22 protein-coding genes are annotated in these 18,348 nt (G+C 73.8%); 11 read left to right on the forward strand and 11 right to left on the reverse strand.

Going from position 1 to position 18,348, the window contains the following annotated elements; genetic code table 11:
- The 4 genes from PV410_RS21635 to PV410_RS21650 all read left to right on the forward strand — a co-directional run.
- On the forward strand, positions 1 to 337 hold a 337-nt coding region (locus PV410_RS21635; RefSeq protein WP_500326859.1), incomplete at its 5' end, for an urease accessory UreF family protein.
- Between the two features lie 12 nt (positions 338 to 349).
- Positions 350 to 1,045, forward strand: coding sequence for an urease accessory protein UreG (ureG, locus tag PV410_RS21640; protein ID WP_500326860.1), 696 nt, complete (start codon positions 350 to 352; stop codon positions 1,043 to 1,045).
- Positions 1,042 to 1,803 (forward strand): urease accessory protein UreD, encoded by a 762-nt coding sequence (locus tag PV410_RS21645; RefSeq protein ID WP_500326862.1) that lies wholly within the window; start codon positions 1,042 to 1,044, stop codon positions 1,801 to 1,803. Before ureG ends, PV410_RS21645 begins: the two co-directional genes overlap by 4 nt.
- Positions 1,800 to 2,243 carry a type II toxin-antitoxin system PemK/MazF family toxin gene (locus tag PV410_RS21650; RefSeq protein ID WP_499510350.1) on the forward strand — a complete coding sequence of 148 codons (444 nt, stop codon included), beginning with the start codon at positions 1,800 to 1,802 and terminating at the stop codon, positions 2,241 to 2,243. The genes PV410_RS21645 and PV410_RS21650 overlap by 4 nt, the downstream gene beginning before the upstream one ends.
- A gap of 60 nt (positions 2,244 to 2,303) precedes the next feature.
- On the opposite strand, the gene PV410_RS21655 is transcribed toward PV410_RS21650, so the two are convergent.
- Positions 2,304 to 2,615 carry an antibiotic biosynthesis monooxygenase family protein gene (locus PV410_RS21655; RefSeq protein ID WP_499510349.1) on the reverse strand — a complete coding sequence of 104 codons (312 nt, stop codon included), beginning with the start codon at positions 2,613 to 2,615 and terminating at the stop codon, positions 2,304 to 2,306.
- Between the two features lie 642 nt (positions 2,616 to 3,257).
- The gene (locus PV410_RS21660; protein WP_500326865.1) at positions 3,258 to 3,614 is read right to left on the reverse strand and encodes a LysR substrate-binding domain-containing protein; all 357 of its coding nucleotides are present in this window, start codon (positions 3,612 to 3,614) and stop codon (positions 3,258 to 3,260) included.
- A 131-nt stretch (positions 3,615 to 3,745) separates the two neighbouring features.
- On the opposite strand from PV410_RS21660, the gene PV410_RS21665 reads away from it, so the two are divergent.
- A complete protein-coding gene (locus PV410_RS21665) occupies positions 3,746 to 5,347 on the forward strand; it encodes an alpha/beta hydrolase (RefSeq protein ID WP_500326866.1) in 1,602 nt (533 codons plus the stop codon).
- Between the two features lie 81 nt (positions 5,348 to 5,428).
- On the opposite strand, the gene PV410_RS21670 is transcribed toward PV410_RS21665, so the two are convergent.
- From PV410_RS21670 to PV410_RS21685, 4 genes are all read right to left on the reverse strand, one after another.
- Positions 5,429 to 5,791 (reverse strand): cupin domain-containing protein, encoded by a 363-nt coding sequence (locus PV410_RS21670; protein WP_500326867.1) that lies wholly within the window; start codon positions 5,789 to 5,791, stop codon positions 5,429 to 5,431.
- 9 nt (positions 5,792 to 5,800) lie between these two features.
- On the reverse strand, positions 5,801 to 6,631 hold the full coding sequence (locus tag PV410_RS21675) for a TIGR02452 family protein (protein ID WP_500326869.1): 831 nt from the start codon (positions 6,629 to 6,631) through the stop codon (positions 5,801 to 5,803).
- A 38-nt stretch (positions 6,632 to 6,669) separates the two neighbouring features.
- Positions 6,670 to 7,728, reverse strand: a complete 1,059-nt coding sequence (locus PV410_RS21680; RefSeq protein ID WP_500326871.1) for an NAD-dependent epimerase/dehydratase family protein — start codon at positions 7,726 to 7,728, stop codon at positions 6,670 to 6,672.
- 107 nt (positions 7,729 to 7,835) lie between these two features.
- A complete protein-coding gene (locus PV410_RS21685; RefSeq protein WP_499510343.1) occupies positions 7,836 to 8,552 on the reverse strand; it encodes a lysophospholipid acyltransferase family protein in 717 nt (238 codons plus the stop codon).
- Positions 8,553 to 8,796: 244 nt separating this feature from the next.
- Between PV410_RS21685 and PV410_RS21690 the strand changes: the two genes are divergently transcribed.
- Entirely contained in the window at positions 8,797 to 9,987 is a 1,191-nt protein-coding gene (locus PV410_RS21690) for a S1 family peptidase (protein WP_500326873.1), read from the forward strand.
- Positions 9,988 to 10,000: 13 nt separating this feature from the next.
- On the opposite strand, the gene PV410_RS21695 is transcribed toward PV410_RS21690, so the two are convergent.
- A complete protein-coding gene (locus PV410_RS21695; RefSeq protein WP_500326875.1) occupies positions 10,001 to 11,446 on the reverse strand; it encodes an MFS transporter in 1,446 nt (481 codons plus the stop codon).
- 118 nt (positions 11,447 to 11,564) lie between these two features.
- Between PV410_RS21695 and PV410_RS21700 the strand changes: the two genes are divergently transcribed.
- The 5 genes from PV410_RS21700 (at position 11,565) to PV410_RS21720 (ending at position 14,772) form a co-directional block, all read left to right on the forward strand.
- Positions 11,565 to 12,272, forward strand: a complete 708-nt coding sequence (locus PV410_RS21700; RefSeq protein WP_500326877.1) for a TetR/AcrR family transcriptional regulator — start codon at positions 11,565 to 11,567, stop codon at positions 12,270 to 12,272.
- Between the two features lie 100 nt (positions 12,273 to 12,372).
- Complete coding sequence (locus PV410_RS21705; RefSeq protein ID WP_500326879.1) at positions 12,373 to 12,777, forward strand: hypothetical protein; 405 nt, start codon at positions 12,373 to 12,375, stop codon at positions 12,775 to 12,777.
- Between the two features lie 127 nt (positions 12,778 to 12,904).
- Positions 12,905 to 13,594 carry a hemerythrin domain-containing protein gene (locus tag PV410_RS21710; protein WP_500326880.1) on the forward strand — a complete coding sequence of 230 codons (690 nt, stop codon included), beginning with the start codon at positions 12,905 to 12,907 and terminating at the stop codon, positions 13,592 to 13,594.
- Positions 13,594 to 14,226: a TetR/AcrR family transcriptional regulator gene (locus PV410_RS21715; protein ID WP_500326881.1), complete on the forward strand. Its 633-nt coding sequence runs from the start codon at positions 13,594 to 13,596 to the stop codon at positions 14,224 to 14,226. The genes PV410_RS21710 and PV410_RS21715 overlap by 1 nt, the downstream gene beginning before the upstream one ends.
- A gap of 33 nt (positions 14,227 to 14,259) precedes the next feature.
- Entirely contained in the window at positions 14,260 to 14,772 is a 513-nt protein-coding gene (locus tag PV410_RS21720) for an SRPBCC family protein (RefSeq protein ID WP_500326882.1), read from the forward strand.
- A 24-nt stretch (positions 14,773 to 14,796) separates the two neighbouring features.
- Here the strand turns inward: PV410_RS21720 and PV410_RS21725 are convergent, their stop codons facing one another.
- From PV410_RS21725 to PV410_RS21740, 4 genes are all read right to left on the reverse strand, one after another.
- The gene (locus PV410_RS21725) at positions 14,797 to 14,958 is read right to left on the reverse strand and encodes a hypothetical protein (protein WP_499510335.1); all 162 of its coding nucleotides are present in this window, start codon (positions 14,956 to 14,958) and stop codon (positions 14,797 to 14,799) included.
- A 71-nt stretch (positions 14,959 to 15,029) separates the two neighbouring features.
- Positions 15,030 to 16,100 (reverse strand): hypothetical protein, encoded by a 1,071-nt coding sequence (locus PV410_RS21730; RefSeq protein WP_500326883.1) that lies wholly within the window; start codon positions 16,098 to 16,100, stop codon positions 15,030 to 15,032.
- Between the two features lie 31 nt (positions 16,101 to 16,131).
- On the reverse strand, positions 16,132 to 17,085 hold the full coding sequence (locus tag PV410_RS21735; protein WP_500326885.1) for a cytochrome c oxidase assembly protein: 954 nt from the start codon (positions 17,083 to 17,085) through the stop codon (positions 16,132 to 16,134).
- A gap of 139 nt (positions 17,086 to 17,224) precedes the next feature.
- Positions 17,225 to 18,250 (reverse strand): 6-phosphofructokinase, encoded by a 1,026-nt coding sequence (locus PV410_RS21740; protein ID WP_499510332.1) that lies wholly within the window; start codon positions 18,248 to 18,250, stop codon positions 17,225 to 17,227.
- Positions 18,251 to 18,348: the final 98 nt, after the last annotated feature.

Genomic DNA, 18,348 nt, shown 5'->3' on the forward strand with positions numbered 1-18,348 from the left:
CGCCCGGCCGCGGGGGGCCCACCAGCCCGTCGTGCTCGGCGTGACCGCCCGGGCCGCCGGCCTCACCCCGCTGGACGCCGCCCACGCGGCGGCGTACGAGGCCGTGACCGGCCCGGCCACCGCCGCCGTACGCCTGCTGAGCCTCGACCCGTTCGCGGTGACCGCCGTGCTGGCCCGGCTCGCCCCGGACCTGGACGAGGTCGCCGGCCGGGCCGCCGACGCCGCCCACCGCTGCCTCACCGAGGGCACCGACGCCCTGCCCGCCGCCTCCGCGCCGCTGCTCGACGTGTACGCCGAGGCCCACGCCGGGTGGCCCGTCCGCCTCTTCGCATCCTAGGGGGACCCCCTCATGCACCTCGACCACGACCACACCGTCTTCCCGCAACGGCACACCTGGGCCACCCCCACCGCCCGCCCCGACGGCAGCCGCCGCGCCCTGCGCATCGGCCTCGGCGGCCCGGTCGGCTCGGGCAAGACCGCCACCGTCGCCGCGCTGTGCCGCGCGCTGCGCGAGGAGTTGTCCATCGCCGTCGTGACCAACGACATCTACACCCGCGAGGACGCCGACTTCCTCCTGCGCAAAGCCGTCCTGCCGCCCGAGCGGATCGCCGCGGTGGAGACCGGTGCGTGCCCGCACACCGCGATCCGCGACGACATCTCGGCCAACCTCGAGGCCGTCGAGGACCTGGAGGACAGCGTCGGGCCGCTCGACCTCGTCCTCGTGGAGTCCGGTGGCGACAACCTCACCGCCACCTTCTCCAAGGGCCTGGTCGACGCCCAGGTCTTCGTGATCGACGTGGCCGGCGGCGACGACATCCCGCGTAAGGGCGGCCCCGGGGTCACCACCGCGGACCTGCTGGTCGTCAACAAGACCGACCTCGCCCCGTACGTCGGCTCGGACCTCGGCCGCATGGCGCGCGACGCGAAGCGGCAGCGCGGCGACCTGCCGGTGGTCTTCACCTCCCTCGTCGCCGAGAACGGCGTCGCCCCCGTCGCCGAGTGGATCCGTACGCGGCTGACGGCCTGGGCGGCGGTCCCCGCGTGAGCGGCGTCCACGCCACCGCCCGGATCACCGCCGTCCCGGACGGCCGCGGCGGCACCGCACTGCCCGAACTCACCGGGGAGGGGCCGCTCGCGCTGCGCCGTACGCGGTCCGCCGACGCACGGGCGGCCCGGGTGACGGTCGTCGGCGCCATGAGCGCGCCGCTGGGCGGCGACCGGCTGGCCGTGCACGTCACCGCCCGGCCCGGCGCCGTGCTCCACGTGGACGCGGCGGCGGCCACCGTGTCGCTGCCCGGCCGGGGCGGGGAGCAGGCGCGGTACGACGTACGGCTCACCGTCGGCGAGGACGCCGTGCTGCACTGGCTGCCGGAGCCGCTGATCGCCGCGGAGGGCAGCGACCTGCTCATGACCACGACGGCCGAACTCGCCCCGGGCGCCCGCCTCGTGCTGCGCGAGGAGCAGATCCTCGGCCGGGCGGGGGAGCGGCCGGGCGGGCTCACCACCCGCCTCACGGTACGGGTCGGGGGCCGTCCGCTGCTGGACCAGCAGCTCTCCTTCGGGCCGGGCGCGGCGGGCTGGTCAGGGCCCGCCGTCCTGCACACGCACCGGGCGGCGGGCCAACTGCTGGTCGTGGACCCCGCGTTCACGGCCAAGCCGGTGGAGGCACGGGTGCCGGTGCGGGACGCAGAACAGGGCGAGGCCGTGCTGACCCCGCTCGCCGGTCCCGCCGCGCTGCTGACCGCGCTCGCGCCGGACGGGCTGTGCCTGCGCCGCATCCTGTCGGCTAGCGTGGCCCCGTGACGTCGATAGACACCGAGAACCCGGGCCGTTACGGCCCCAGTGCGACCACCGAGGCCCAGCCGGAGCAGGTCGGCCCCGTCCGCACCGAGTACGCACCCGCCCACGACGGCGACCCCGACCCGGGCGAGATCGTCTGGACGTGGGTGCCCTACGAGGAGAACGACGGCCGCGGCAAGGACCGTCCGGTCCTCGTCGTCGCGCGCGAGCGGACCGACACGCTGCTCGCCGTGCAGCTGTCCAGCAAGGAGCACAACGACGACCGGGAGTGGGTCGCCATCGGCTCCGGCCCGTGGGACAAGTCCGGCCGCCCGTCCTGGGTGAACGTCGACCGCGTGCTGCGCGTCCACCCCGACGGCATGCGCCGCGAGGCCTGCGCGCTGGACCGGGGCCGCTTCAACATCGTCGTGAACCGGCTCAAGGAGCTGTACCGCTGGCGCTGACGCGCACGCGGACCGGCCCCGGGGGCGGCTACCGTCCCCGGGGCCGGGGTCTTCACGGCGTCACGGCTTCACGTCGGCGACGACCGCGTACTGCGTCGACTCGTGCTCCACGATGCACTCGCGCAGCCCGACCCGCCGCGCCTTGAAGTCCTCGCTCGCCAGGTAGGCGAGGTACTGGTCGAGCGACCGCCACTCGCTGGTCACGATCCAGCTGTCCGGGTCCGCGTGGGACCGGCACAGCTGCGAGCTGATGAAGCCGTCTGCCGAGACGATGCCTTGGTGCACGAGGTCGTATGCCGCCGCATACTGATCCCCCTTGCCCTCGTGCAGGCGAATCCGCAGAACGACGCGTGTCTTCGGTGTGCTGTCCATGGGACCTCGATCCTTGGGGGCGCGAGGACCGTGCGCACGCCGCAGCCGCGCTCAGGACGGTGGCGTGGGGCCCGGGCGGGCCGTTCGATCGCACGGGGCGGCGCGGGAGTCGCGTGGCAGGGGCCGTCGAGCGCGGGTCCCGGGACGGTCGCCCGGGGGACCGCCTCGTCCACCCCGGGGGGATGGGGCGCCCAGATACCGCCGTCCCTCGACTGTGCGGCCGTCACCTGGGCGGGGCAAAAGGCACTGGGCCGAACGGGTGAGCCCCGTCGGCCGCTGCGGGCCGGGCGCCCTGGTCAGCAGGCCGGTCAGCACAGCCGCCCGGCCCGCGCCGCCGCGGTGCAGCACCTCCGTACGGTGGACCAGCCGCGGTGCGGTGAGCGGCACCACGGCGACGCCGGGGCCCCCCGCGGCCGCGGAGCACGGCAGCAGCGCCGGACCGAGCCCCGACCTGACGAGTCACCGTCCAGACCTCGGGCCCCTCGTGCCGCACGCCCGCCCGGAAGCCCTCCCGGCCGCGGCCGGATGCAGCAGCGCCGGTGGCAGCGCGTCGACCCACAGGGCGTCCGTGAGGTCCGGCCAGCCGCACTCCCCGCCGGCGGGGCCGGCGGGCCGGCGGATGATCCTCCGCCAGGACCACCGTCAGGTCCTCCTCGGAGCAGCGCACCGCGTGCAGCGGGCCGGCCTCGGCAGCCGCAGCGGATCGCCGGACGCCGCCGCGCCGTCGACCAGCCCGACGTCGAGCCCTCCTGCCGCCACCCCGGTGACGACCTCCGCGCGGTCCAGCTCCCGCAGCGTCACCCGGGCGCGCGGGCGCAGTTCCCGCAGCCGTGCCAGGGCCCTCGCCGTCCGGGCGCCGGCCGCCAGGGGCGAGGCCCCGGCCACGACCCCGACGGCGAACCCCGGGTCGCCGAACTCCCGGGCCACCCGTTCCACCTGGCGGCCCTCGTCCAGCCGGAGCCGGTCGGCGACGGTCCGGTGACCCGCGCACGCCGCCAACCGGAGCTCCCGCCTTATGCGTTGGTAAAGAAACACTCATAAGATCTTCTCCCCGGGGCCTCCGGGACGAAAGGATCCCCCTGCAGTTGCGTTCAGGCCGCCACGAGCGGCACCAACAGCAGGGGGAGTTCATGGTGAGACGCACGGCCGTGCTCGGGCTGACCGCGGCCCTGATAGCCGGCACCGTCGCCACGGCGGCACCGCAGACCGCGGTCGCCCGCAGCGCGCCGAAGGCCCACGGACACAGCGGCGCCGCCGAGGCCCGCGGCGTCCGGATCGCCGCCGCGCACGCGGCGAAGAAGGGCATCGACTGGGCCGCGTGCCCGGCCGACTGGGGCATCGCGAACCCCGTCCAGTGCGGCTGGGTGACCGTTCCGGTCGACTACGCCAAGCCCTTCGGCAAGACGATCAAGATCGCCGTGGACCGCATCGGCAACACCGGCACCGCCGCCGAGCGCCAGGGCGCCCTCATCTACAACCCGGGCGGGCCTGGTGGCTCCGGAATGCGGTTCCCGCTCCGCGTGACGACCAAGAACCCGATCTGGGCGGCGACCGCCAAGGCCTACGACTTCGTCGGCTTCGACCCGCGCGGTGTCGGCCACTCGGCGCCCATCTCCTGCGCCGACCCGCAGGAGTTCGTGAAGGCCCCCAAGGCCGACCCGGTTCCCGACAGCGAGGCCGACAAGCGGGCGCAGCGCAAGCTGGCCGCCGAGTACGCGGAAGGCTGCAAGGAGCGCACCGGTGCCGCGATGCTGTCGCAGATGACGACGGCCAACACCGCCCGCGACCTCGACGTCGTCCGCGCCGCCCTCGGCGAGCGCAAGCTCAACTACCTCGGTGTCTCCTACGGCACCTACCTCGGCGCCGTCTACGCCACGCTCTTCCCGTCGCACGTGCGCCGCATGGTCGTCGACAGCGTCGTCAACCCGTCCCGCGACCAGATCTGGTACCGGAACAACCTCGACCAGGACGTCGCCTTCGAGGGCCGCTGGAACGACTGGAAGGCCTGGGTCGCCAGTTACGACTCCGTCTACCACATCGGCAACACCCCGGCGAAGGTCCAGGCGAAGTGGGAGCAGTTGCGGGCCGCCGCCAAGGCGCACCCCATCGGCGGGGTCGTGGGCCCGGCCGAACTGCTCGGCCTCTTCCAGAGCGCGCCGTACTACGACTCGTCGTGGGCGGCCGTGGCCGGGATCTGGAGCGCCTACCTCGCGGGTGACACCCAGGCGCTGGTCGACGCCGCGGCGCCCGACCTGTCGGACACCGCGGGCAACATCTCCTCGGAGAACGGCAACGCGGTCTACACGGCGGTGGAGTGCACCGACGCCAAGTGGCCCCGTGACTGGCGCACCTGGGACCGCGACAACACCCGTCTGCACGCCAAGTACCCGTTCCTGACCTGGTCCAACGCGTGGATGAACCTGCCGTGCGCCACCTGGGGCGTCCCGCAGCAGAACCCCGTGGAAGTGCGGACCGGCCACGGCCTGCCGCGCGTCATGATCGTCCAGAGCACCCGTGACGCGGCGACCCCGTACACCGGCGCCGTGGAGCTGCACAAGCGGCTCAAGGGCTCGCTCATGATCACCGAGAAGGGCGCCGGTTCGCACGGCGTCACCGGCCTGGTCAACCCCTGCATCAACGACCGGGTCACCGGCTACTTCGTGACGGGCAGGCTCGACCGGTCCGACGTGACGTGCGCCCCGCACGCCACGCCGGTGCCGCCCACGAGCTGACCCTCCGCGGTACACAGGCGGACGGCCCCGCGGCGCCCACAGGGGCGCGGCGGGGCCGTCCGGCGTTCCGGGCCCGTCCGGCTATCCGAGCCGTACCCCGGTCGTGCCCGTGCCCTCGTTGCCGTCGCCGGTGTTGACCGTGCCGCGCGGCTCGAACATCAGGATGCGGGTGCCCTCCTCGGCGCGCGGGCGGTGCGGGACACCGCGGGGCACGGTGAACACCTCGTGCGGGCCGAGGGTCACCGTACGGTCCGGCAGCTCCAGGTGCAGACGGCCGGCGAGGACGAGGAAGAACTCGTCGGTGTCCGCGTGCGCGTGCTCGGTGAAGTCGCCCTCGACGTTGGCCACCTTCACGTCGTAGTCGTTGACCTCGGCGAGGACGTGCGGCATCCACTTCTGGTCCACGGCGTCCATCACGGTGTCGATGTTGCGTTTGTCGCTCATGGGACTCCTCTACCCGGGGAAGGCGGCGGCGAAGGCCGCTCGGGTGGGCGAGTCCGCGCGCCGGTCCAGTACGGCGAAGACGACCCGGCCGAAGCGGTCCGCGAACCGGCCGCCCGGCCAGAGGTGCTCGCGGAAGGCGGCCGCGACCGCGGCCGGGTCGTTGCGGAACACCCCGCAGCCCCAGGCGCCCAGCACCAGGCAGGGGTAGCCGTGCGCCGCGGCGACCTCGAGCACCCTGCCCGCCCGCGCCGTCAGGGCGGCCGGCACCCGGTCCGTGGCGCCGGGGTCCTGGCGGGCGATCACCCCCGCGTTCGGCGCGGCGGAGGTGAGGAAGCCGGCCTCGAAGGGCTCGTCCAGCAGGACGCCGTGCTCGTCGCGGAAGACCGGGACGGCGGGGGAGTGGATCACCCGGTCGCTGTAGAAGGGGCTGCGGTCGGCCCGGTGCCAGTCGTAGAACTGCCTCGCCGTGAGCAGCGTCGTGTACAGCGCCGACGCGCGGCACACCGCCTCCTCCTGGGCCTGCGCCCCGTTGAGGTAGCCGCCGCCGGGGTTGCGCGCCGAGGCGAAGTTCAGCACGGCGACCGGGACCCCCGGTGCCTGCCGCACCAGGCGGCGCGCGGCCTGCAGGCTGTCCTCGCCGGTCACCTCGAAGGCCGTGGGCCCGGTGCGTTCCGTGCGGGGGCCGGGATCGACGGGCCCGGGGCCGTACATCCGCGTCCCCCGCACGGCCCGCGCGACGGCCTCCCCGATCGCCACCTCCACGCCGCGTGCCGTGCGGTACCGGCCGGTCGCGACGAGGCCTTCCGTCTCCTTGGCGAGGGCCCGCAGCCGCGCACTCATGTCCGGTCCTTTCCCACGCCCCGAGGCTAGTGGGGCTCTCAGGGCGCGGCGAGCGGTTTTCCGGAGGCCAGCCAGCGGTCCTCGGCCGCGTAGTCGAACAGGTCGCCGAACCGGTCGTACGTCGACGCCAGGACGGGGAAGGCCTCCCGCCAGTCCCGCCCGCCGAGCCGCTCGACCAGCCAGGCCACGTTCTCCGGCAGCGACTGCACGTAGCCGGTCACGGCGCGGTAGCCCAGCTCGCGCTCCGCGGCCGACATGTCGAGCACGAAGGGGTGGGCCGTGGTCCACGGGGTGTCGCCGACGTTCTTCGCCGGGGGAGGGCCGTCCACGGTGTACGTCTCCGTCTCGTGGCCCAGCACCGCGCCGACGGCGTCCGCGATCTCCGCCACCGTCGGGGCGTACGGGTCACCGGCGTTGAGCACCCGGGAGCCCGGGCGGCGGGCGGCCAGCCGCACCAGTTCGGCGAGGTTCGCGGCGTGCACCGGGTGGAAGCGACTCTCCCCGCCGTACGCGAGCACCCGGAACGGCCGCCGGTCCACGGCCCGCTTGACGAAGTACAGCTCCCTGGGCCGCAGGCTGTGCGGGCCGTGGACGGCCCCGGCGCGCAGCAGCGTGACGGGCAACCGTCCCTCAGCCGCGAGGAGGTCGCGCTCCAGCGCCACCTTGCGCGGCGAGTAGCCGCCCTCGCCCGGGGCCAGCACCGGCTGTGCCTCCGTGACGGGCACCGGGAAGACGGGCGCGCCGCCGGGCTCCCCGTCGGTGTCCAGGCTGCGGCCGCGGCCGTCCTCGTAGACGGAGCAACTGGACACGACGACCGCGGAGCCGATCCGGTCCGCCAGGTCCGTCAGCTGCCGCGCGTGCTCCGGACCGTAGGCGACGCAGTCCAGCAGCACGTCGCAGCCCTCGCCGAGCGCCGACGCCAGGGCCGCCGTGTCCTCGCGGTCCACGGCCACCGGCCGTACCCCGTCGGGCCAGTCCACGTCACCGCCGCCCCCGCGGGAGGCGGCCCGCACCTCCCAGCCGTCCTCGGCGAGGGCGCGTACCGACGCCCGGCCGATCTGTCCCGTCGCCCCGATCACGAACGCAGTCCTCGTCATGACGGCGACGCTAGGCGGCCGGTGACGGCGGGGCCAGGCCCGTTCGCCGTGCGCGGATCCGCCCAGGGCGCAACCGCCCAGGGCGCAACCGCCCAGGGTGCGACCGGTCAGGCGCTGCGGCGCAGCCGGGAGCCGATGCCGGACTGGCCCTGCTGCTCCGCCTTGACCTCGGAGGCGTACCGGTCGACGTACTCCTGGCCGGACAGGCCGAGGATGGCGTACATGATCTCGTCCGTGGCCGAGCGCACCACGAAGCGCTCGTTGTCCATCCCCTCGAAGCGGGAGAACTCCAGCGGCGCGCCGAAGCGGATCGTCACCGGCTTGATGCGCGGCAGCCGCCGGCCGGCGGGCTGGATCTCGTACGTGCCGATCATCGCGCACGGGACCACCGGGACCCCGGCGCGGATGGCCATGGTGGCCACGCCGACCTTGCCCTTGTAGAGGCGTCCGTCGTGGGAGCGGGTGCCCTCGGGGTAGATGCCGAGGAGCTCGCCCTTGGCGAGCACCTTCAGCCCCTCGCGGACCGCCGACTCGCCCGCCTTCCCGCCGGAGCGGTCGACCGGGATCTGCCCGATGCTGTGGAAGAACGCCGCGGTCAGCCGTCCCTTGATGCCGGTTCCGGTGAAGTACTCGGCCTTCGCCAGGAAGGTGATCCGGCGCGGCAGGATCGCGGGCATCAGGAAGTGGTCGGAGAACGACAGGTGGTTGCCCGCGACGATCGCCGCGCCCTCCTCCGGGATGTTCTCCATGCCCTCGATCCTCGGGCGGAACAGCACCCGCAGCAGCGGGCCGAGGACCACGTACTTGAGCACGTAGTAGAACACGGACTGACTCCCAACTGGCGCCGATCGGCTCCGGGGCGGCGTTCTGCCAGGTCACAACGCGGTTCGAGGATGGTCAGTCTAGGCGCGGCGGGTGCCGTGCGTCACCGGGCCCGCACGCGTGCGCCGAGCGATTGGTATGGACATGACTAATCGTCACCTCTAGGCTCGCGACGACGTCAGTTTTGAGAGCGCTCTCACGACCTCCCCTGCACCACTTCCTCCCACACCAGTTAGGGGAACTGCCATGAGACGCAGGATCAGCGCGCGTGCCGCCCTGTCCGTGCTGCTCGTCCTGGCGGGACTGGGCGCGACCTCCACCGCGCTCACTCCCGCCGCCGCCTCTCCCGCCACGGGGAGCGCACCCGCTTCCGCCGCCGGCACGCCGTCCGCCGGGCTCGTCCGGGCCCTCGCCGGAGACCTGGGCCTGAGCGAGGCGCAGGCGCACGAACGCCTGCGCGACGAGGCCGCCGCCACCCGTCTGGAGCCCGCCGCCCGGCGTGCCGCGGGCGCGGACTACGGCGGGTCCTGGTTCGACGCGCGCACGGGCGCCCTCGTCGTCGCCGTGACCGGCGAACGCAAGGCCGCGGCCGTCCGCGGGACCGGGGCGGCCGTACGGGTCGTCGAGCACTCCGCGGGCGAACTCGACGCGGCGAAGGCGGTCCTGGACCGCCGGGCCAGGGCGGGGGCCGCTCCGGCGGCCGTGACCGGCTGGCGCGTTGACCCGCGGGCCAACCGCGTCGTCGTCGACGTCCGCGCGGGCGCGCGGGACACCGCGGCGGTGCGCGCCTTCGTCGCCTCCGCCCGCCGGGCCGCACCCGGCGCCGTCGTCACCTCGGTACGCCGGGCCGCGCAGGCACCGGCGACGCTCTCCGCGGGGACGGTCGGCGGGGACCCGTACTACAGCCACAACATCCGCTGCTCCATCGGTTTCTCGGTGTACGGCGGCTTCGTCACCGCCGGGCACTGCGCCCAGCCCGGCGCCGCCGTGTACGGCTGGGACGGCTCCTACGTCGGCGCCTTCCAGGGCGGCACGTTCCCCGGCAACGACTACGGCTGGGTCAACGTCGGCAGCGGCTGGTGGACGGTTCCTGTGGTGCTGGGCTGGGGCACCGTCCCCGACGCCCTGGTGCGCGGCTCCGCCGAGGCGCCGGTGGGGGCGTCGGTCTGCCGGTCCGGGTCGACCACGCACTGGCACTGCGGCACCATCCTGGCGAAGAACGAGACCGTGAACTACAGCCAGGGCAGCGTGTACGGCCTGACGAAGACGAACGTGTGCGCGGAACCGGGCGACTCCGGCGGCTCGTTCATCAGCGGCGACCAGGCCCAGGGCGTCACCTCCGGAGGCTGGGGCAACTGCTCCTCCGGAGGCGAGACCTGGTTCCAGCCCGTCAACCCGATCCTGGCCCGTTACGGCCTGACCCTGCACACCGCCTGAGGCAGGTGCTCTTTCAGTGTCCCGTCGCGCCCTCGCGGGCGCGGCGGGGCATCAGGAAGGCGGCCGCCAGGGCCGCGACGAACGCGGCCGCGGCCATGAGCGCCGTCCACTGGGTCGCGGGCACCGTGCCCCCGTCGGCCGCGTACGAGAAGAACGCCGTGCCGAGCACCGCGACACCGACCGAACCGCCCAGCTGCTGCACGGCGTTGAGGACACCCGAGGCCGAGCCGGTCTCGCGCTCCTCGACGTCGGCGAGGGCGATGTCGAAGAACGGCGCCATGACCAGGCCCATCGCGAAGCCGTTCAGCAGGAGGGCGGGCAGCAGCTGCCAGGTGGTGGCCCCCTGGCCCGCCAGGTGCACGGTGAGCGCCAGCGCGGCGACGGCCACCGCCGACAGCGCGAAGCCGGCCTGGATGGTGCGCCGGCCGTACTTCGGGCCGAGGACGGCACCGGAGAGGACCGCGCCGACGACCGTGCCGGCGGACCAGGGGATCATCGACGCCCCGGCGTGCAGGGCGCTGTAGCCGAGCCCGACCTGCAGGTGCAGGGTGAGCACGAGCATCAGCCCGCTGATCGCCGCGAAGAAGGCCACGCCCACCACGAGCGCGGCGGAGAAGCCGCGGTGGCGGAAGAGCCCCGGCTCGACGAGCGGGGAACCGCCCCGCGCCACCAGGCGCCGCTGGTACCAGGCGAAGAGGCCGAGCACCGGGACCGCGCCCGCCATCGACAGGTACGTCCACAGCGGCCAGCCCAGGTCGCGGCCCTGGACCAGGGGGTACACCAGCATGAGCACCCCGAGGCTGACCAGCGCCGACCCCGGCAGGTCCAGCCGCGGCGCGTGCGGCGAGCGGCCCTCGGGCAGGATGCGCAGCGCGACGGCGAAGGCGACGGCGCCGAGCGGGACGTTGATCAGGAACACCGAGCGCCAGCCGGAGCCGAACAGGTCGGCGTCGGTGAGGAAACCGCCGAGCACCGGCCCGGCGACCGCGGCGAGCCCCATGACCGGCCCGAAAGCGCCGAAGGCCGCCCCCTGCTCCTTCGGCGGGAACATCTGGCGCAGGATGCCGAGCCCCTGCGGCACCATCATGGCGGCGAACAGCCCCTGCGCGGCCCGCCCGCCGATCAGCATCCCCGCGGAGCCCGCGGCCGCGCACAGCGCGGAGCACACCGTGAACCCGGCGAGCCCGACGAGGAACATCCGGCGGCGGCCCACGATGTCGCCGAGCCGCGCCCCCGTGATCATCAGCACGGAGAAGGCCAGCGTGTAGGCGGCGGTGATCCACTGGATCTGCGTGGAGCTGCCGCCGAAGTCGGCGCGGATCGAGGGCGAGGCGACGCCGACGATCGTGGCGTCGAGCAGATCCATGATCTCGACGGCGAGGATCACGGCCAGCCCGAGCTTGCGCAGGGGGTGGCCGACGGCCGGGGGCGCCGGCGGGGAGGGGGCTTGGGTGGTCATGGGGGCCTCCGCGGGATAGGGCGAACGGCGTTCGTTTTGAACGAACAGTGTTCTAGAAGACGAACAGTGTTCGTGTCAAGTACGCTGTTCGTGTTCCGCTCCCGGAGGTGCGCAGCACGTGACATCGGTCCCCGTCCCGCCCTGGCGCGCCGAGCGCAAGAAGGCCCCCCGCCGCAGCCTCAGCCGCGAGGCGATCGTCAGCGCGGCCCTGCACGTCGTCGACGCCGAAGGCCTCGACGCGCTGAGCATGCGCCGGGTCGCCCAGGAACTGGACACCGGCGCCGCCTCGCTCTACGCGCACGTCGCCAACAAGGAGGAGTTGCTGGAGCTGCTCCTCGACCGCATCCAGGCCGACGTGACCCGCCCCGAGCCCGACCCGCAGCGGTGGCAGGAGCAGATCAAGGAGATGGCCCGGCAGGGCCGCCGCGTCCTCGTCGCCCACCGCGACCTTTCGCGAGCCGCCATCGGCCAGGGCATCCCCTTCGGCCCCAACGCCCTCCTCAACGCCGAGGCCATGCTCGCGATCTTCAAGGCCGGCGGCCTGTCCGACCGGGTCTGCGCCTACGGCGTGGACGCCCTCGCGCTCTTCGTCACCGCCACCGCGGTCGAGGAGAGCCTGCGCAACAGCCAGGGCTTCGGCGGGACGGGCGTCCCCCTCGACGAGCACATCGCCCGCATCCGCGAGTACTTCGGCTCGCTGCCCCCCGCGCGCTTCCCGCACATCACGGGCATGGTCGACGCCCTCATGCGCGACGAGGGCGACGAACGCTTCGAGTTCGGCCTCGACCTGCTCGTCTCCGGCCTCGCCCGCCACGCCCCGGCCTGACGCCGGGCCTCTGCGGCTGCCGCGTAGGGGGGCACGTACTCGGCCGGAGCTGAGTACGTGCGCTCTGGCCGGTGCCCGGGCGGGGCGGGACGCTCGGTTCATGCGCCCATCAACAGCGAATCCCGCTTCCCGGTTGTTGCCGATCCTCCTGCCGGCCGTCGTCGCGTCGGCCGACTGGGCTGCCTGGCTGGGCTGGGACAGCCACCGTGATGTGCAGCCCGACGGCACCGTGACCGGTCCCTACGAAGCCTGGCAGGTCACAGGGCTGGTTGTGACGCTCGTGGCGGTCGTGTGCTGGGCCGCGTCCCGCGGCTTCGTCATGGCCGCCGTGCTCGGCACCACGCTCGGCCTGACCGCCGCCGCCTTCGTCGACTGGTCGGACGACTCAAGCGGCCTCTTCGTGGTCGGCGTCGGGATGGTCCTGACCGGGAGCCTCGTCGTGACGGCCGTCATCGCCAAGGTGGTCGCCTCCGTGACAGGGGACGGACGAAGGACGAGGGCCTGACGGCCTGCACCCACGCCAGGGCGTGGGGGGTGGTGGTGCCCACGGGACCAGAATTCACCGGAACGACGTTGTAATGAAAACATCCGGGGCCCTAGTCTCCGAGCAGGACGGCGACGGGGAGGTCGGCATGGGGACGGGTTCCGCACCCGCGGACACACGGATGATGGGGATCGTGCACGGCGCGCTCCGCCGTGACCTGGAGCGCACGCGGACGGTGTTGTCCACCGAGCCGCATCCGCAGCCGGGGCAGGGGAGCGCGGTCGGCCGGCACGTCGTGTGGCTGATGGAGTTCCTCCACGCGCACCACATCGGCGAGGACGAAGGACTGTGGCCGCTGGTGCGCGAGCGCGACCCGGCCACCGGGCCGCTGCTGGACTCGCTGGACGCCGACCACCGCCGGATCACCCCGGCGGCCGTGACCGTGACGGACGCCGCCCGGCGGTACGCGGAGACGGCCTCCGACCAGGCGCGCGTCAGACTGCTGGCGGCGCTCGACGCGTTGACGGCCGTGCTCGTACCGCACCTGGAACGCGAGGTCGAGCAGGCCATGCCCGTCGTGTCGGCCACCCTCACGCAGGACGAGTGGCGTGACTGGGACCAGCGGTACAACGTGAAGTCCAAGTCGTTCAGGCAGCTCGGCATGGAGGGGCACTGGCTGCTCGACGGCATCGACCCCGAGGGGCACCGGATCGTGGTCGCTCTGGTGCCCCCCGTTCCGCGCTTCATCCTGCTGCACGGCTTCGCCCGCGCCTACCGGCGGCGCCTGGCGCAATGGTGGCGGCCGCAGGACCCCGAGCGGGGCGGGGCGGTCCGCTGATGGCGGAGCAGGAGGAGCCCCGGGCGCGGCGCGCGTACCGGTCACCGCGACGCGAGCAGCAGGCGGGGGAGACCCGGGCCGTCGTGCTGGCCGCGGCCGTCCGGCTGTTCGGCGAGCGGGGGTGGGCGGCGACCGGGATGCGTGACGTCGCCCGCGAGGCCGGGGTGTCGGTCGAGACGGTGTACGCGGGCTTCCGGTCCAAGGGCGAGCTGCTGATGGCCGCGCTCGACGTCGCCGTCGTCGGCGACGCGGAGCCCGAAGCGCTCGCCGAACGCCCGGAGTTCGCCGGACTCGCGTCGGGGACCCGGCAGGAGCGCATCGCCGCCGCTGCGCGGCTGGTCACCGCCATCCACCGGCGCACCGCCGGTGTGCACCTCGCGCTGCGCGAGGCGGCCGCCTCCAACGGCGACCTGGCGGGGAAGCTGCGGGACAACCAGCGGCGCCGGCGCGTCAGCGTCGAGCAGGGCCTGACCGGCGTCACGGGGCGTGCGGTGACCCGGGAGGAGCTCGACGGGGTGTGGGCCGTCCTCGGCGTCGAGGTCTACCACCTGCTGACCGGGATCTCCGGCTGGACACCGCAGCAGTACGAACAGTGGGTGGCCGGTGTCATCGACCGGCTGCTCGACGCGTGAGACCCGAGCACACGACCTGGAGGGGGAGGAACAGTGAGGGGTAACGACAGGGAGCGGGGCGTCGCCCGGACGTGCCGCACCGAGGTGGTCGTCGACGCGCCGGCCGAGGCCGTGTGGCGCGTCGTCGCGGACGTGACCCGGACCAGCGAGTGGAGCCACGAGTGCCACCGGGTCACCTGGCTGCGCGGGGCGAGCACGGCGGCACCCGGCGCCCGCTTCCGCGGCCGCAACCGATCGGGCCGGCTGAGGTGGAGCCGGGTCTGCGAGATCGTGGCGTTCGAGGCCCCGCACCGGATCACGTGGCGCACCGTCGCCACCCCGCTCTTCCCCGACAGCACCGACTGGACCATCGCGGTGGAGCCGGCGGGCACGGGGACACGGGTGGTGCAGACCTACCGGATGCGGAACACGCCCGCCTGGTTCCGGTGGCTCGTGGGCCGGCTGGTCCCGGCGCACCTCGACCGCAGCGGTGACCTCACCGGCGACCTGCGCCGCATCGGGACGATCGCCGCCCGCGACGCGCGGACCGCCGCGGCACGGCGCTGAGGACGGGCCGGCGGCCGGGAAGCCTCAGCGGGGCGTGCGGATCGCGAACACCCCGATCGTGGCCAGGGTGAGGACGACCCAGGCGAACCACACCCATCCGTTGGGGCCGAGCGCCACCGTGTACGCGGTCACGGCGACCAGACACGCCACCGTGCACGTGATCATCGCCTTGGCAGGTGTGGGCATCCCTGGCCTCCTCCCCGGGGGCCGCGCGGCGGCGGCCCGGACTCCATGGTCCCGCCGCCGCCCGCCGTGCGCTACCAGTCGCCGTCGGTGACCTGACCCTCGTCCCCCAGCTGCTGCACCTGACCCGGGTGCGGCGCCACCCACGGCGACTCGTCCTCGCCGAGCCAGTCGCCGACCGGCTTCACCTGGGTGAGCGTGCCGGGCGCCGCCAGGTCGTCGGCGTCGGCGTCGTAGTAGTCGAACCAGGGCAGTCCGGCGGCGGTGTACGCGGCGCGGTCGACCGGGGAGGGGGGAGCCGGTTCGCCGGTGATGCGGCGCCATTCCGGCACCGTCGTCAGGTGGACGTAGACCCGGCCCGAGGGCTTGCCGCGCCAGTCGGAGGGCTTGCGGTCGTCACGGTAGACCTCCTGCCGCATGCGGCCGCCGGCGCCCAGCCCCATGGAGACCGGGGACCGTCCCGCGCCCCCCGCCCGGCGCGCGGCGCCCCCCGGACGCGGGACGCTCCCCGGGGCCGGCGGAGGGGCGGCCGCCGGGGCGGCCATCGGCATCGCCCCCGGGGCGCCGCCGTAGCCGCCGAAGGCCGCGCGACGCGTGCTCTCCCGGCGCCGCTGCTCCGCCACCCACGCCGCCAACTGCTCCTCGCCGAGTTCGGTCACCTGCAACTGCACCCCGCCCCAGACCTCCTCGCCGGTGACCTGGCCCTCGACGGTCGCGCCCAGACCCAGGGGCACGGCCACGAACTGCCTGATCGTCCCGGAGCCCGAGTTGATGCCGTCCAGCCACGGCTGGCGCGGCAGCACCACGTAGTTCTGCGGGTCCTGCGACAGCCGGTCGCTCCACGGCCGCCCCGACACCGCGCACACCTTGCCGACGCCCACCTGGAGCGCGGCCGGCGCGGAGGCCGAGAAGCTGAGCCACATGGCCTCGCGCTGGTAGACGGGCAGCATGACCCCGCCCCGTGCGAGCCATTCCCGGGGGGCGGTGTCGGGGTGGTCCGAGACCCGGCGCAGCGGGAAGGTGCCGATCCCGGGTGGGAGCGGATGCGTCCCCGTCTCCGGCAGCCGCAGGGTGCGCATGAAGCGCACCGTGACACCGCCCGGCAACTGCAGCGCGTCGCCCGATATCCGTACCTGGTCGCCCATCGCGGGCCTCCCTTCGCGGCGGGCGGCCCCGTCAGCCGCGACCCCGTGCCTCCAAGGATGCCAAGTACGCGTTGTAGGCTGCCAGTTCCGCGTCGCCGTCGCGGTCCGCGGCGCGGTCCTTGCGACGCGCCTGGCGCTGGTCGGAGGTGTACCACTGGATCAGCAGCGCCACGAGGACGATCACCGACGGGATCTCGCTGAACGCCCACGCGATGCCGCCGGCCGCGGTCTGGTCGTCCAGCGCGTCGATCCCCAGCGAGGCGGACGGGTGCTTGAAGGCGCCGATCATCGGCTCGCTCGCCATCATCAAGGCGATGCCGAAGAAGGCGTGGAACGGCATCCCGGCGAACAGTTCGAGGATGCGCATCACATGGCTCGGCCGGTTCGGCCCCGGGTCCACGCCCATGATCGGCCAGAAGAACACCAGGCCCACGGCGAGGAAGTGGACCATCATCGCGATGTGCCCGGTCCGGCTGCCCATCAGGGTGTCGAACAGCGGCGTGAAGTAGAGCCCGTACAGGCTGGCGATGAACAGCGGGATGGTGAACGCCGGATGCGTGATCACCCGCAGGTAGCGGCTGTGCAGCAGCGCCACCAGCAGCTCCCGCGGGCCCTTGCGGCCCCGTCCCGCCGTCGGCAGCGCCCGCAGCGTCAGGGTCACCGGGGCGCCCAGCAGCAGGAGGATGGGGGAGACCATGCTGACGACCATGTGCTGCACCATGTGGACGCTGAACATGACCATGCCGTAGTCGTTCAGCGCGGTGCACATCACCAGGGCGATGGACAGCACGCCGGCGACGAAGGCGACGATCCGTCCGGCCGGCCAGCGGTCGCCGCGCCGCAGCAGTCGTACGACGCCCCAGCCGTAGAGCGCGAGCGCGAGCAGACAGCCGGCCAGGAAGACCGGATCCCCGCTGAACTCGAGCCCCCGGCCGAGGGTGAACGGCGGGAGCTCCGCCGTCATCCCGTGTCCGCCGTGGTCCATCCGTCACTCTCCTGTCGTGCCTGCCGCACGCACCGCGCCGTCGGCAATGTGCCGGTTGGGGCGGGTGCGCCCGCACCAGACTAGAACCGCCCCCGGTCGCGCTCGCGACCGGGGGCGGTTCCAGGAGTGTGTCAGCGCGTCACAGCACGCACTCGGCCTCGACGTAGCGCTCGGCGGGGACGGTCTTGAGGTGCTCGACGGCGGTGGCGAGGGGCACCAGCGTGATGTCGGTGCCGCGCAGCGCCGTCATCATGCCGAAGTCGCCGTTGTGCGCGGCCTCGACCGCGTGCCAGCCGAAGCGGGTGGCCAGCACCCGGTCGTAGGCGGTGGGGGTTCCGCCGCGCTGCACGTGGCCGAGGATGACCGGGCGGGCCTCCTTGCCCAGCCGTTCCTCCAGCTCGATCGAGAGCCGGGTGGCGATGCCGGTGAAGCGCTCGTGGCCGTAGACGTCCTTGACGCCCGACTCGAACTCCATCGTGCCCTCGCGCGGCTTCGCGCCCTCGGAGACCACGACGATCGCGAACTTCTTGCCCGCGGAGAAGCGCTCGCCGACCCGCTGGGTCAGCTCCGCGACGTCGAAGGGGCGCTCCGGCACGACGATCGCGTGCGCGCCGGCCGCCATGCCGGAGTGCAGGGCGATCCAGCCGGTGTGGCGGCCCATGACCTCGACGATGAGCACGCGCTGGTGCGATTCGGCGGTGGTCTTCAGGCGGTCCAGCGCCTCGGTGGCCACCGTCACGGCGGTGTCGAAGCCGAAGGTGACGTCGGTGGAGGCGATGTCGTTGTCGATCGTCTTGGGCACGCCCACGATCGGCAGGCCGTTGTCGGACAGCAGCCGGGCGGCCTTGAGGGTGCCCTCTCCGCCGATCGGGATGATCGCGTCGAGACCCAGGTCGGCGACGTGGCCCTTGGCCCGCTCGACGCCGTCCCGCAGGTGCTCGGGGCGGACCCGGGAGGAGCCGAGGATGGTGCCGCCACGGGCCAGGATGCCGCCGACCGCGTCGAGGTCGAGCTTGCGGTAGTCGCACTCGAGGAGGCCCTTCCACCCGTCGTGGAAACCTATGACCTCGTCCCCGTGGTCGACGACCGCGCGGTGCACGACCGACCGGATGACGGCGTTGAGGCCGGGGCAGTCGCCGCCGCTCGTCAGCACACCAATACGCATTTGCTCGTTACTCCTGAAAGATCGATCCGGGCGCCGGACGCCGTCGTCCGGATGGACCCGCGGCGACGCGCACCGCTGCTCACTACGTTATCGAGCCG

Origin of the sequence: Streptomyces sp. PA03-5A, assembly GCF_033792725.1 — a bacterium.
GTDB lineage: Bacteria > Actinomycetota > Actinomycetes > Streptomycetales > Streptomycetaceae > Actinacidiphila.